Source organism: Cyclobacterium sp. L-R (genome assembly GCF_056859355.1).
Genome location: NZ_JBSXOH010000083.1, coordinates 33,752 through 47,665, shown reverse-complemented (window position 1 = coordinate 47,665; position 13,914 = coordinate 33,752). Strand labels below are relative to the sequence as shown.

12 protein-coding genes are annotated in these 13,914 nt (G+C 36.7%); 2 read left to right on the top strand and 10 right to left on the bottom strand.

Annotation, left to right across the window (positions count from 1 at the left end; genetic code table 11):
• Positions 1–157: 157 nt before the first annotated feature.
• The 4 genes from AC13EX_RS15445 to AC13EX_RS15430 all read right to left on the bottom strand — a co-directional run bounded on the left by AC13EX_RS15445 (position 158) and on the right by AC13EX_RS15430 (position 3,683).
• On the bottom strand, positions 158–640 hold the full coding sequence (locus AC13EX_RS15445) for a hypothetical protein (RefSeq protein ID WP_482893374.1): 483 nt from the start codon (positions 638–640) through the stop codon (positions 158–160).
• 28 nt (positions 641–668) lie between these two features.
• Entirely contained in the window at positions 669–1,049 is a 381-nt protein-coding gene (locus AC13EX_RS15440; protein ID WP_482893373.1) for a RidA family protein, read from the bottom strand.
• 232 nt (positions 1,050–1,281) lie between these two features.
• Complete coding sequence (locus AC13EX_RS15435) at positions 1,282–1,971, bottom strand: response regulator transcription factor (RefSeq protein WP_048640844.1); 690 nt, start codon at positions 1,969–1,971, stop codon at positions 1,282–1,284.
• Entirely contained in the window at positions 1,968–3,683 is a 1,716-nt protein-coding gene (locus AC13EX_RS15430; protein ID WP_482893372.1) for a sensor histidine kinase, read from the bottom strand. Before AC13EX_RS15430 ends, AC13EX_RS15435 begins: the two co-directional genes overlap by 4 nt.
• A gap of 196 nt (positions 3,684–3,879) precedes the next feature.
• Between AC13EX_RS15430 and lysA the strand changes: the two genes are divergently transcribed.
• Both lysA and AC13EX_RS15420 read left to right on the top strand, forming a co-directional pair.
• The gene (lysA, locus tag AC13EX_RS15425) at positions 3,880–5,112 is read left to right on the top strand and encodes a diaminopimelate decarboxylase (protein WP_482893371.1); all 1,233 of its coding nucleotides are present in this window, start codon (positions 3,880–3,882) and stop codon (positions 5,110–5,112) included.
• Positions 5,113–5,492: 380 nt separating this feature from the next.
• Complete coding sequence (locus AC13EX_RS15420; RefSeq protein ID WP_048640846.1) at positions 5,493–5,732, top strand: hypothetical protein; 240 nt, start codon at positions 5,493–5,495, stop codon at positions 5,730–5,732.
• Positions 5,733–6,672: 940 nt separating this feature from the next.
• Here the strand turns inward: AC13EX_RS15420 and AC13EX_RS15415 are convergent.
• From AC13EX_RS15415 to htpG, 6 genes are all read right to left on the bottom strand, one after another.
• Entirely contained in the window at positions 6,673–7,254 is a 582-nt protein-coding gene (locus AC13EX_RS15415; protein WP_482893370.1) for a precorrin-2 dehydrogenase/sirohydrochlorin ferrochelatase family protein, read from the bottom strand.
• A 7-nt stretch (positions 7,255–7,261) separates the two neighbouring features.
• Complete coding sequence (gene cobA, locus AC13EX_RS15410) at positions 7,262–8,038, bottom strand: uroporphyrinogen-III C-methyltransferase (RefSeq protein WP_482893369.1); 777 nt, start codon at positions 8,036–8,038, stop codon at positions 7,262–7,264.
• Entirely contained in the window at positions 8,035–10,137 is a 2,103-nt protein-coding gene (locus AC13EX_RS15405) for a nitrite reductase (protein WP_482893368.1), read from the bottom strand. Before AC13EX_RS15405 ends, cobA begins: the two co-directional genes overlap by 4 nt.
• 33 nt (positions 10,138–10,170) lie before the next feature.
• A complete protein-coding gene (locus AC13EX_RS15400; protein ID WP_048640850.1) occupies positions 10,171–10,899 on the bottom strand; it encodes a phosphoadenylyl-sulfate reductase in 729 nt (242 codons plus the stop codon).
• A gap of 129 nt (positions 10,900–11,028) precedes the next feature.
• Positions 11,029–11,445, bottom strand: a complete 417-nt coding sequence (locus tag AC13EX_RS15395; protein ID WP_048640851.1) for an RrF2 family transcriptional regulator — start codon at positions 11,443–11,445, stop codon at positions 11,029–11,031.
• Between the two features lie 411 nt (positions 11,446–11,856).
• Positions 11,857–13,740: a molecular chaperone HtpG gene (gene htpG / locus AC13EX_RS15390; RefSeq protein ID WP_339714020.1), complete on the bottom strand. Its 1,884-nt coding sequence runs from the start codon at positions 13,738–13,740 to the stop codon at positions 11,857–11,859.
• Positions 13,741–13,914: the final 174 nt, after the last annotated feature.

Here is a 13,914-nt window from a genome sequence, read left to right as displayed (position 1 = left end):
AAATTCGCCATTAACCTGAAACAGGCAATAGACAATGTTTTTCGGTCGGAAATTCTTTCAATAGGACACTTTAAGCGCTTTCTTTTCAAATTCGAAAGTAGGCTAAATCCTGTTTAAACTTAGCTTGACAAATGGCCAAAATAAAAATAGGTATAAACTACAACTTCATCAGTTCATGAAAAAGCACCTGGCTTTCCCTTACTTTTCTTTTAAAATAAGAACAGGCAAAACCATAATTCCCCAAGCCCACCAGAAAACATAAAAGGGCCAATTTCCAGTCTTGGACCACCGCTAGAAACAAAACGGTCAAGCCAAATGAAATCACTGCCCAAAAACCCAAGAAAAAGGAGGCTCCTGGAAAAAACGAATAATTCAAAGAGACCAGACAGCCTTTAGACAACGGGGCAATTTCCCCTTTGATTAAAGGCAGAAAACTATCTGCCCTGTCTATAATTTTTGATATTCTAAAACTGTTCTCTTCTATATTGCCGTTAAAAAATACTGTTTTACTTTTGGGCAGGTAATTTGTTTCGTCCAGGTAGTTAATACTTTTAGTAATAAGTTCAACCCTTTCCATCACCTCTTTACTTCCCAAGGTGGTCACAAATGTTTCACTATAGTTAGGAACCAGTCTCACCATATTGCAACAAACTAAGTAGGCTGAAATTTTACAGAACTGCTATACAGGAAATTTCCACCTGTACATCTTTTGGCAAGCGACTTACTTCCACCGTCTCTCTGGCAGGAGGGTTTATTTTAAAATATTGCCCATAGGCCTCATTGATGGTAGCAAAATCCCCCATATTTTTAACAAAAATACTGCACTTTACTACATTCAAAAAAGTAAGCCCTGAAGCTCTTAGAATTGCTTCAAGATTTTTCATGACTGCATGGGTCTCTTCAGTTATGTTTGAATTTAGTAATTCCCCTGAATCCGCATCAAGAGCTATTTGCCCGGAGACAAATAGCATTCCATTGGCTTTTACCGCATGGCTATAAGGCCCTATTGGTGCTGGTGCCTCCTGAGAGTTGATGATTTCTTTGTCCATTTTATAATTTAGGTATTAAATTGATTACAAATTAAACTTTATACGCGGATTTTGCAAAAGGGATAAGTCTGCCTGTGTGTATATCCGATCAGGGAATAGTATCAAAAAAACCTGTTGTTTTTAAAGCCAAGGCATGGTATTGCCATTCAGCCACACAAACAACAATAAAGCAACAGACTTTAAGGTGATTTTAGCGCAAATTAGTTTGTCTATTATGAGTTAAAACAAGTGATTAGTTCGCCACCAACTTAAAGCCTTCTCCATGCAAAGTGATGATCTGCACAGATTCATCCGTTTTCAATAACTTTCGTATTTTACTTAGGTAGACATCCATGCTTCGCGCATTGAAATAACTGTCATCTCCCCAAATTTGCTTTAATGCAAAAGAGCGACTAACATTTTCATTTAATGAAGAAGCCAATAAACGGAGCAATTCATTCTCTTTAGAGGTGAGTTTATTGGTTCCTTGTGGTCCTTCCAGCAACTGCTTGTCGTAATGCAATATGAAATTACCAAATTTGTAGGACTTCAAAATGGTCTTTTCCCCTTGTTGGTTTGTCCTTCTTAAAATCGCATTGATCCTCATTAGCAATTCCTCCATGCTGAAAGGCTTGGTGATATAATCATCGGCACCAATTCGGAAGCCTTGAATTACATCCTCTTTCATATTTTTAGCTGTGAGGTAGATAATGGGGATATTCTCTTCCACCTTTCTTATCTCTTTTCCAAGCGTAAATCCATCCTTTATAGGCATCATCACATCCAGCAAACACAACTGATAATAATCCTTTTTGTACTTGTTCCATCCCTCTTCCCCATCTCTACACAATATGACATCAAAGCCTTTCACACCTAGATAGTCTTTTAATATATCACCCAAATTGGGGTCATCTTCTACCAATAAAATTTTGATCTTGCTCATTTTTTCTTGGGTAAATTTATTGTAAATACGGTACCCTGTCCAGGCTCGCTATCCAATTTTATAGTTCCTTTGTGAGCCTCCACCATGGTCTTGACATAAGAAAGTCCCAATCCGAAACCTTTGACATCATGTAAATTACCAGTTGGCACTCTATAGAATTTATCAAATATTTTTTTTTGTGCTTCTTTACTGATTCCTATACCCTTATCTATTATTGAAATGGTAAAGTCAGTTTGACTTTCCTTTACAATAATTTTTATCTGAGGGGCATTTTTGGAATATTTGTTGGCATTGTCCAGCAAATTATTAACAATATTATTCAAATGAAAAACATCTGCCTCTAAGTGACCAGTAATTAGTGAATATTCACTAGTGATCGTTCCCCCTCTATTTTCCACCAGTAACTCAAAATGCTTTTTGGTTTCTTCAATGAGCTTTCTAAGATCTATCGTTTCAAATTTCAGGTTGAAATCTTTCTTTTCAAGGGCTGCTGCATGAAGAACTTGTTCTACTTGCTTCCCAAGCCTGATGTTTTCATCTTTTATAATGTTCAGGTACCGCTTTCGTAAGGCTTTCTCTCCAAATAAGTCGGGATCTTGCAAAGCTTCTACCGCCAAACTTACTGTTGATATTGGTGTCTTGAACTCATGCGTCATATTGTTAATAAAGTCATTTTTTATGTCAGAGATTTTCTTCTGACGAATAATGACCTTAATGGCATAAACAAAGCAAATAATAATGATGCACATAAAAACCAAAGAACTTGCCAATGGCAAAAACACTTGGCGCATTAAGTAATTCTGTTTTTCAGGGAAATAGATCACTAAGAAGTTCTCCATTCCCAATAAATCGCTTGGGAAAAGCTCGGCTTTTATACCATGTTCATTCAAAAATTTTAAATCTGCTACGGGACCTATTCCAATTATTTGATTTCTATTATCTACAATACCCAGTTCGAAGGGCTGATCAATATTTCTATTTATTAATTGCCCCATTACCTCTTTCCTGACCATAGCTGTATCCAGCCGATTTAGAATATTCTGATTTCCCTGAGACAACAATTGATGGATCACAACCTCCACAAGCTCAATTTTCATATTGGCTTTAACTATGCTTTCTGCCACATTCCGGGACACATTAAGTTCTTCTATAATATAATTTTGTCGCCTGTTGGCATACTGACGCTTGCTCAATTTTTGATCCTGCTCACTCAAAAATTGTAGGTGCCGCTCTTTTTCGGCAAGTAAAATGGCCAATTCATCTGGAGTAAAAAGACTGGAAGCCACTTTAGGAGACATGTTAAAATATTTTTCGATCTGGCTAAAGCTATTAAGATCCCCTTCCCTGCTTGCAATTAATTTTCGGAAAGTCGGCGAAATTTGAGGTATGGGCTGATCAAACATTGAATCCAACACAGACGGCCTATTTACGGCTACTTTTCTTCTTCTGACTTGAACCTGAATAGGTTCAATGGGTTCCAATAAAGCTTTCTGAAAAATGGTATCCCTCGCTAGGGAGCTCAAAAGTATATCGCTGGCTTCTCCTTTTTCGATGCGCTCTGAAGTAGAAGAAAGGGCTTGAAATACATTTTGCTCAAAACGCGCCTCATTAATTTTAAGTACGTTTCCTACCCAATAAAATTGAAAGCCTATCAAACCTAAACTTGCCAGGGACATTAAAAAGACAATGATCTTTATACTCGTTTTTGACATATTACAAATCTAAATGATATCCTCCTCTAAATCATATCCTTAACTTTTTTTAACACAAAGCACCCGGGATTAATTTATTCTATGGCCTTTTTATACCCCTTAAAAATCCATCAAAATTCCTTTTCCGAACGACTTATCTCTTTTGGATTTTAACTTTAACATCCTTTATATATCTTTGCCTGCTAAATAAAAAGCGATGGAAATCAAAAATCAACAATATTGCATAGGGGAAATCCCCTTACTGGATATCGCCCAAAAATACGGAAGTCCTGTTTATGTTTACGATGGAGCTAAAATCCTACATCAAATAGAAGCTTTAAATCAAGCTTTTTCGGATGTAAAGATGAAAATAAAATATGCTACCAAGTCACTTTCAAATATCAATATTCTAAAATTGATGAAAAAGGCGGGCACTGGTGTGGATGCAGTCTCTGTAGAAGAGATAAAACTTTGCCTACATGTAGGATTCTCTCCAGAAGAGATCATGTACACACCAAATTGCGTGGATTTTGATGAGATCAAGCAAGCAGTCGCTTTTGGCGTGATGGTCAATATAGACAGTATCCCTATGCTAGAGCACTTCGGTACTGAGTATGGGTCTTCTGTTCCCATTTGCATCCGTTTAAACCCACATATATTAGCTGGCGGCAATGCCAAAATTTCTGTTGGCCATATTGACAGTAAATTTGGAATTTCTATCCTCCAATTAAAACATATCCTTAAAGTAGTTCAAGCCTATGAGCTTAATGTAATTGGGCTACATGTACATACAGGCTCTGACATTCTTGATGCTGAGGTCTTCCTTAAAGGAGCAGAGATTCTTTTCGATGCAGCCAGAGAATTTCATAATTTGGCTTTTCTTGATTTTGGAGGTGGATTTAAAGTTGCCTATAAAGAAGGAGACATCACCACAGACATCCAAGATGTAGGGAGGAAAGTTTCAGCAGCTTTTAAGACTTTCTGCAAAGAATACGGTAGGGAATTGGAAATATGGTTTGAACCCGGTAAGTTTTTGGTTAGTGAATGTGGTTACTTACTCACCAAAGCAAATGTGGTTAAGCCTACTCCTGCCACCACATTTGTAGGCGTAAACTCAGGCCTCAATCATTTATTGAGACCTATGATGTATGATGCTTACCACAGTGTGGTTAACATCTCAAAACTTGATGGACCGGAAAGAGTCTATACAATTGTAGGTTATATTTGTGAAACAGATACAATTGCTGCTGACCGCAAATTAAAAGAAGTAAAAGAAGGGGATATTATTGCAATAAAAAATGCTGGTGCTTATGGCTATAGCATGTCCTCCAATTACAATTCCAGGTTTAGACCAGCCGAAGTGTTAATTTTAAACGGCAAGGATCACCTTATACGAAAGAGGGAAACCATGGACGATATACTCAGAAATCAAATTTCTGTAGATTTTTAACAAAAGGGGCAAAAATAATTTGCCCCTTTTGTTTTTTACTTTTTTGTTATTTTTTCCAAAATACCTAATAGAAAATTCATTTTTAAACCCACCAAACAAAACTTGGTAAAATTCTCTAATCCTTACAACAAATTATTATTTAGCTCCATTTGCAAATTCGGAATTAATTCTATTATTTATCAAAATATAACAGCTAACGAGGATTTCATTTAACTGTATTTCAATAACATAAAATAATATTTCAAAAATTGAATTACATAAAATGACTTTTATAAAACAAAATTCTTTATCTGAAACGATAGTTTTTTTTTGAAAACCTTATAGATTAACTACTATTAAGATAAAGAGACTTATTTAACTAACTTTTAAAATTAAAATTAATGATGGCGTCCAAAACAAAGGCAATAATGCAGGTCCATCTGGATCAACGAAACAATGGGAACATTGGAGAGGACCTTTTGGAATATGCGGAAACATTGAGTGAAGCATTGGGAATGGATACTCTTAAAATTCAGCAAGAGATGCAAAGCGGAGACCTAAACAATCTAATAACAACATTCAACAGTTACTTCGGTGATTATATAGAATTGTTAGATTCCGATCATGCCATTGGCTTATGATCTTAGGTGTATGGTAGGGCGACCTATTAAATTTTTAATCACAGAACTAGAATTCATTCTTAAAAAGCATTTTTTAAGTTTTAGATAAGCAACAGAACCTCTTTTGTTTTATTTAAATCCTTCAAAACGTCAAACGGACGAAAAGAAAAGTAAAATCTGTAAACAGCAAGTATTCACTTTTTAATAATTAAATTATTTTTTCACAGAAGCCATAAAATGATCGTTTCGGAAATTTAATATTCTGAAAAATTCATTTTATGGCTTCTGTATGGTTTGCCATCCAAATTTCAACAGACAATCCTTTTCTATCTTTCCCAATGATATTGACTTTATTTCAAAACTTAACCTATCCCCTCAAGTTTTGATTACAATTCCCCAGCTCCATCAGTATGGAATTTAACTTCATAAAATTATGTTATTTAAGACTGAGTAAGTTCCGTTATGGCAAACCTGTTTAGCCTTAAGAAAGTCTGGAAACAGCAAGGAAGCAACTGGTTTTGAAATGATTCCACCACATAATAGAATGCCTATTTCGGGTTTACATAACCTAAGAAGAATACGGTTCCTACTTCGGAAAGCTTCTCAATTTATAGCAACATTTCGCATTCCCTATATCAATTAACAAGAAAACTAACGCGGTAACAATTGCAAAATATCAAATTCAAGTCCGACTGAGAACATCTCCTGAAAAAGGCAAAAAATCTTGCTTTAAGCACTATAAACCCATAAAAAATAATTGTTATAATGGTTTTGTATTCAAAAAAACAGTATATTTAATTCTACAAATAACCAAAAAAACCCATGTACAGGAACATCAACAGGCTCCTACAGTCTGATCTAAGACTGAGTGAGGAGGAAAAATTAAAATTATTAAAATCCTACATTAGTGATTTAAAAAATGAACAAATAAAAAGGGGCTAACCACCCCTTTTTTATTTGTTCATTCCTTATTTTTTTTCATCAATCCAACCGTTAGTTTATTTAAAGCATCTACTTTTTCCTCAAAGTCCCCCTTTAAAGTATCCCGGTATTTATTGATATTCTCTACCATTTCATTGATATCATCGGGAATGATCTCTTCAAATAGCTGCCTTAACCTTTTGGCGGTGGTGGGGCTTTTTCCATTGGTACTTATGCCAATTTTAATATTCCCTTTCGTTACAATCCCTCCTAAATAAAAATCGCAATATTCTGGAGTATCTGCTACATTTACCAGGAGGTAACGCTTTTTCGCATCATGGTAGACTTTTTTGTTTACTTCTTTGTTATCCGTAGCAGCGATCACCAGGTGCTTTTCATTTAAATACTCGTCATTGTAAGCATCTTGCACCATTTTGATATTGGAATTGTCTTTGGCTATTGTAACGATCTCCTTTAGAAAATCTTTGGAGACAATCGTAACTTTGGCATTGGGACTTGATTTCAAGAGAAACGACAATTTTTCCAAACCAACATTCCCGGCACCAACCAATAAAGTTTCCAATTGATGTACTTTTAGGAAAACCGGGTACAATTCATTCATTGTATATTCAATTCAATTTATTCTCATATACTACAGCCTCATATACAGCCCTTAACTTAGGGCTTTCTCGGACCACATCTCCAATGATAATAATGGCAGGCGCACCAACTTTATCCTGATGTGCTTTCTTTTCTATGTCTGCGATGGTTCCTGCAACGATTTTCTCATCCCTTGTGGTTCCACGTTCTATGATGGCAATGGCTTTGTCAGTAAAACCCTGCTCCTCATAAATACGGACTATCTCTTCCAACTTCTTGGTACCCATTAGCAAGACCACTGTAGCTTTGGATTGACTGGCCAACAGTAAATCCTTGGACAATTCACCATTAGAAGTTGTTCCTGTTATCACCCAATAACTTTCTGAGACACCTCTCTTAGTGACAGGAATTCCCGCAGCAGCCGGAACGGCCACTGTGGAAGAAATGCCAGGGACCACATCAGCTTTTATTCCAAACTGCTGAATATAATCAAGCTCTTCTGCCCCTCTGCCAAACACAAATGGATCACCTCCTTTGAGCCGTACTACATGTCCAAACTTTTTGGCATAGTACACACACATTTTATTTGTCTCCTCCTGCGGATTTTGACGGCTTCCATTTCGTTTCCCTACAAATATCTTAAGGGCTTTATCGGGCGCATGATTCAACAAGGAAACATCTATCAGCGCATCATAAAGGACAACATCTGCCTTATTTAATGCCAGAACTCCCTTTAAAGTTATCAATTCCGGATCACCAGGACCAGCACCTACCAGGGTAACTCTTGGTCTAATCTCATTCATCATGCATGTACTTCTTTTGCTCTATATTCGCTGATTGCTTCAAACACTTGTTCGGCGATTTTATAATATGCCAAAGCAAAAGCTTCTGACGGTTGGTTTTCTTTAAGCTGATAAACCAAATCCGAAAAAGAGGCAGAAAGATTGATTTTACCTGTTTCGGTAAATTGTTTGTCAAATTCAATTACAAGATTGGCAAAGCTATTGGTATTAACTCCTTCAGCTGTAAGGATTGCTTTCCCAGCATTCATCATGCTTGTATAGGTTTGATAAATTCCATCAGACCATTTTCCTGCTTTCAAACTGTCTTCTGCATCAGCCAACTTTTCTCTGGCCTCCAACAATAAGGTGGACACCAAATCAATAACCACTCCAGCACATTCTCCTACACCTATGGCTTTAACATAAGCTTCGTCATTTCCCCAATCTACAAAATCGCTTTCTGTAATGTTATCAGTACCTGCAAAAGGTTTTAGTATTTCATAAAAATACATCTGTCCTTTACGCTCGTAATAAGCCGCGTAGTTTTCTTCTTTTTCTGCTCCAGATTTGAAATCATCAAGAAGTGCGCGCAAGGCTTGTGGCCCTCTTTTACTTGGCACCTTGATCACTTTATCTGCAAACTTTCCTTTTCCATCACCAAAAGTAGCACCACCAAGCAATACCTGAAGTGCAGGTAACACAGCTTTACCAACTTTCATGGACATCCCCTGAAAGCCTATAGAAGCCATATTGTGCTGACCACAGGCATTCATACATCCGGAGATTTTTATATTTAGATTTTTGTTGAATAAAAATTCAGGATACTCATCTAATATCACTTTCTCCATCACAACAGCAGCACCAGTACTACTCGCTATGCCAAGGTTACAAGTATCAGTACCAGGACAAGCGGTAATATCTCCAACGGAATTGTATCCGTAATCAACCATTCCCAATTTCTTCAATTCCTGATAAAAGAAAGGAATCAATTCTTCTTTCACATCTCTTATCAATAGATTTTGACGAAGTGTGAAACGTATCTCGTCACTGGCATATTTTTTAACAAGCTCTGCCAATTGACGAGCTTCTTTGATATAGAAATCTCCAAGGTGAACTTTGACACCTATAGAAAAATAACCTTTTTGTTTTTGATCCAAAACATTGGTCAATTTCCAACGTCTGTAATCTTCATCTGCCGGAACTGTAAATTCTGGAACAACAGGATTAGGCAATTCTCTAACTGCATCAAACTCCGTAGTATCGATTGGGTAAGTTTGAAAAGGAAGCGCTAGCTTCTCCTCATCTACCAACTTTAAAAACTCATCCACACCAAGACTATTGATAAGGAATTTCATCCTTGCTTTCATCCTCTTGGCCCTTTCCCCATGCCTATCAAAAACCCTTACTACACCTTCAATAAAAGGTATGATTTGGTCGGTAGGCAAGAACTCATGCACAACATCTGCATGCCTTGGCTGTGAACCTAGCCCCCCTCCTAACAATACTTTAAACCCTCTTATTTGCTCATTTCCTTCCTGCTTGACCTTGGCAATAAACCCTAGATCATGAAGATAAGAAAGTGCGGTATCTTCATCACTTGATGAAAAACTGATTTTAAATTTTCTACCCATTTCCTGACTTACAGGATTTCTAAGCATGTATTTAAATGCCGCATCGGCATAAGGGGTCACATCAAATGGCTCTTTAGGATCAATGCCTGCAGTTTCTGAAGCAGTAATATTTCTAACGGTATTGCCACAAGCTTCTCTTATGGTAACATCATCTTGGTCCAATTCTGCCCACAATTCTGGGGTATTGTCTATACTGACATAGTGAATTTGGATATCTTGCCTCGTAGTAATGTGTAACCTACCAGTTGAGTACTTTTCTGATACATCACAAATTCTATTCAATTTCCCGGAGGTCACCCTTCCATAAGGCAGTTTTATCCTGATCATCTGAACACCTTCCTGACGCTGCCCGTAAATACCACGTGCTAATCGAAGGCTTCTGAATTTTTCCTCATCAATTTTCCCGTTGCGAAAGAGGGCTATTTTTTTCTCCAGTTCAAGAATTTCTTTTTCTACTACTGGATTTTCTATTTCAGTTCTGAAACTTTGCATCTTAAATATTTTTCAATTGTAGCTGTTACTATTTTATTGGGATTTATTAGCGGTGGCTCTATGCTCATGCAGCCCACATTCCTTGTGAGAAGCCTCCCACCACCATCTTCCAGCACGAGCATCCTCGCCCGGCATTATGGCACGCGTACATGGCGCACAACCTATACTAACAAAGCCCTTGTCATGAAGGGTATTATAAGGAATGCTTTTCTCCTTAATATAGGCCAACATGTCCTCCATTGTCCAATGCAACAAAGGGTTGTATTTCAAAATTTGATTTCCTTCATCCCATTCAAGCAAATCCATATTTTGTCGGTTTGGACTCTGCTCTGATCTTAGACCGGTAATCCAAACTTTCTTACCATTCAATGCTCGTTTCAGTGGCGCAACCTTCCTCACATAGCAACAAGATTTTCTATTCTCTACAGATTGGTAAAACCCATTAATACCATTGGTGCTAATAAGTTCTTCCACAGCCGCTGTCTCTGGATAAAACGGCTTTATAGAAAGTCCATATTTTACTATTGTTCTAGACCATAAATCATAAGTCTCATAAAACAACCTTCCAGTGTCTAAAGTAAAAACCTCAATTGGGAATTTATTGGCCGCTATTTTCTGAGTAATAACCTGATCTTCTTGTCCAAATGAGGTGGAGAAAATAATCTCCCCTGGAAATAAATCCACTAAAAGCCCCATTGCTTCCTCCATTGATAATTTTTCTATCCTTTGGGTAAGTTCTTTAATTTCACTTGCTTCAATCATATTGCTTCATTTTTCTGAAGGTAACTGTGGGTTAGAAAATTACCTTTAAGCCAGTTATGACATAAACAGTCTACTGGAAACACAAAAGTACACAAAACCTACAAATATTATAGAGTAAATGGAAAAAAATTATTCTCGCTCCAATATATCTTGTAAAGTTTTCATTTCTAATATCTTAAGGGTCTCATCCCTCACTTCTGCCATCACCATATTTAAGCCACACTTCTCTTGGCTGGCACATTCCTCACATGGCTCGTAGTAATTTAAACTTACGCAAGGCAATAGTGCAATAGGTCCGTCGAGCAGCCTTATGATTTTAGACAATCGGATTTCACTGGGTAATTTAATTAGGTAATATCCTCCACCTTTTCCTTTCTTACTCCCCAAAAGCCCTGCTTTTTTTAATTCAAGCAGGATATTTTCCAAGAACTTATGGGAAATATTGTGGTGGGTAGAAATCTCCTGAATTGGCACTGCTCCCTGTTCCTTATGTTTACCCAAATAGGTCAAAGCATGAAAGGCATATTTAGTTTTTTTAGATAGCATGGGTTTTTGTAAAGGTTTTCTCCGAATTAAAGATAATCACTTTCCTATAAAAAATTAATTTCCCAGGTCTCTTTAACCCGAAATAAGTAGTAGACCTTAAATTACTTGATAAAATCACTTAAAAATCCTAATCTTCATAACGGTTCTTAATATCAGCTTCTGCAAATGCAGCTACAGCATTGCAGAACTATTCTTAAGCCATGAAATGGACTGACTATAAATCGATTGCAACAGATACGGATTAAAATTAAGAAACCCTATTGTAACCCGAGCCTAATGGATAGAGCAAAATACATCCATCGAAAAACTTCATTCCTTCAAATTTGCAAAAACTGCCAAGGGAATTAAAAAAACAAGCGTCTGACTTTCATCAAACGCTTGTTTCCTCACTGTGTATAAAACTTAATTCAATTAGATCAAATCAACGCTTCTCTTAACGAATGCCGTCAAAGCTTTTCCGGTCAACAAGCCTTGAGAAACCAAAGCCAAATCAAATGCTTGTTTAGCAAGTTTTTGTTGGGCTTCCTCATCTTCAGTTTTTAGAATTTTATCAATTACAGGATGGTTTCCATTGATCCCAACTTTATAATTGTCTGGCATCGCTCCATAGAAGCTCATACCTCCACCATTTTGAGCCATGTCTTTCATCCTACGCATAAATTCATCCATAGTGATCGTAACAGGCAATTCCTCAGGACTAGCTCCTTCTACTTCTACAGTATAGGACTGATTGGCTATTGATTTTTCAAAAATCTCTTTCACCTTTTTAGACTGATCTTCTGAAAGTAGGTTTTCATATCCTCCCTCTTTATCGATCAACTTATCTACTACATCAGCATCCACTCTTTTCAAGCTGGCATTTTCCAATTTACTTTCAAGATTTTGGATAAAATGACTATCAATGGGAGAATCCATCAATAATACGTCATAGTCCTTTTTATTGGCAGATTGGATAAATGCATCCTGCTTGTCAGCATCAGTCGCATATAGGTAAACCAATTTATCATCTTTACCAGTTTGGAAAGGCTTGATTTTTTCCTTGTATTCTTCAAGGGTGAAATACTCTCCATTGGTATTGTTCAACAAGACAAAATCCTTGGCTTTTTCATAGAATTTGTCCTCAGAAATCATTCCGTACTTCACAAAAAGCCCAATGTCTTTCCACTTGGATTCATAAATTTTTCTGTCTTTTTTATAAAGCTCTCCAAGTTTGTCAGCTACCTTTTTGGTGATATAGTTATTGATCTTCTTAACATTGCTATCAGCCTGCAAGAAACTTCTAGATACATTCAGTGGTATATCTGGAGAATCAATTACCCCATGAAGCAACATTAAAAATTCAGGTACAATGTCCTTAACTTCATCCGTAATAAAAACCTGACGACTAAAGAGCTTGATTTTATTTCTCTGAAGCTCAAAATCATTCTTAACCTTAGGGAAATACAATACTCCTGTAAGGTTAAATGGATAATCCACATTAAGGTGAATCCAAAAGAGAGGGTCTTCACTCATAGGATACAGCTCCTTGTAGAATTTCAGGTAATCCTCATCTGTAAGATCATTTGGTGATAGGGTCCAAATAGGATTGGTTTGGTTGATGATATTGTCAACCTCTACAGATTTCCATTTCTTTTCCCCTTTATCATCTACACCATCTTCTACACTTTCTGTTTTGGTACCAAATCGAATTGGAACAGGCAAAAATTTGGCGTATTTATCTAGTATTCCCTGAAGTTTGAATTTTTCAAGGAATTCCTCAGATTCACTATTGATATTAAGCGTGATCTCTGTACCTCTTTCTGTCCTTTCTCCCGGACTAATTTCAAACTCAGTACTTCCATCGCAGGTCCATTTGGCAGGTTCTGCACCTTCTTGATAGGACAATGAGTCTATCACAACTGTGTCTGCCACCATAAATGCAGAATAAAAACCCAAACCAAACTTACCTATGATCTCATTGGCATCTTTGGCATCCTTGAATTTTTCCACAAATTCGGAAGCACCCGAAAAGGCTATCTGATTGATGTATTTTTTGATTTCCTCGGCAGTCATACCCAAACCACGGTCAGTGATTTTTATCCATTTGTTGTCTTTGTCAAAGCTAACATCGATGGTTAGATCGCCTAATTCCCCTTTGTATTGACCTAAAGTAGCCAACCTTTTGATTTTCTGTGTAGCATCCACTGAGTTGGACACCAATTCTCTTAAAAAGATTTCATTATCAGAATACAAGAACTTCTTGATAATGGGGAAGATATTTTCGGTGTGAATCGAAATTGTACCTTTTTCCTGCATGGTATTTTTTATTTTTATTTAAACAAAGTCAATTATAATCTTTTTGCTTAAATCAAGACTTGTTCCAAACTCATTTTAATGTCAAATTGTCAGTACCTACTTAGAAATAGATGAAAAACCAACACCTAGTTGTGAAATTTTCTGCTTGTCTAATATATAGACTCCGTTTACAGT

Bases quoted from the DNA above. Each gene is read 5' to 3' on its own strand.
- AC13EX_RS15420 (WP_048640846.1), top strand. From the start codon at position 5,493: ATGATGGCGTCCAAAACAAAGGCAATAATGCAGGTCCATCTGGATCAA.
- AC13EX_RS15400 (WP_048640850.1), bottom strand. From the start codon at position 10,899: ATGATTGAAGCAAGTGAAATTAAAGAACTTACCCAAAGGATAGAAAAA.
- AC13EX_RS15405 (WP_482893368.1), bottom strand. From the start codon at position 10,137: ATGCAAAGTTTCAGAACTGAAATAGAAAATCCAGTAGTAGAAAAAGAA.
- AC13EX_RS15395 (WP_048640851.1), bottom strand. From the start codon at position 11,445: ATGCTATCTAAAAAAACTAAATATGCCTTTCATGCTTTGACCTATTTG.
- cobA (WP_482893369.1), bottom strand. From the start codon at position 8,038: ATGATGAATGAGATTAGACCAAGAGTTACCCTGGTAGGTGCTGGTCCT.
- lysA (WP_482893371.1), top strand. From the start codon at position 3,880: ATGGAAATCAAAAATCAACAATATTGCATAGGGGAAATCCCCTTACTG.
- AC13EX_RS15440 (WP_482893373.1), bottom strand. From the start codon at position 1,049: ATGGACAAAGAAATCATCAACTCTCAGGAGGCACCAGCACCAATAGGG.
- htpG (WP_339714020.1), bottom strand. From the start codon at position 13,740: ATGCAGGAAAAAGGTACAATTTCGATTCACACCGAAAATATCTTCCCC.
- AC13EX_RS15430 (WP_482893372.1), bottom strand. From the start codon at position 3,683: ATGTCAAAAACGAGTATAAAGATCATTGTCTTTTTAATGTCCCTGGCA.
- AC13EX_RS15435 (WP_048640844.1), bottom strand. From the start codon at position 1,971: ATGAGCAAGATCAAAATTTTATTGGTAGAAGATGACCCCAATTTGGGT.
- AC13EX_RS15415 (WP_482893370.1), bottom strand. From the start codon at position 7,254: ATGAATGAATTGTACCCGGTTTTCCTAAAAGTACATCAATTGGAAACT.
- AC13EX_RS15445 (WP_482893374.1), bottom strand. From the start codon at position 640: ATGGTGAGACTGGTTCCTAACTATAGTGAAACATTTGTGACCACCTTG.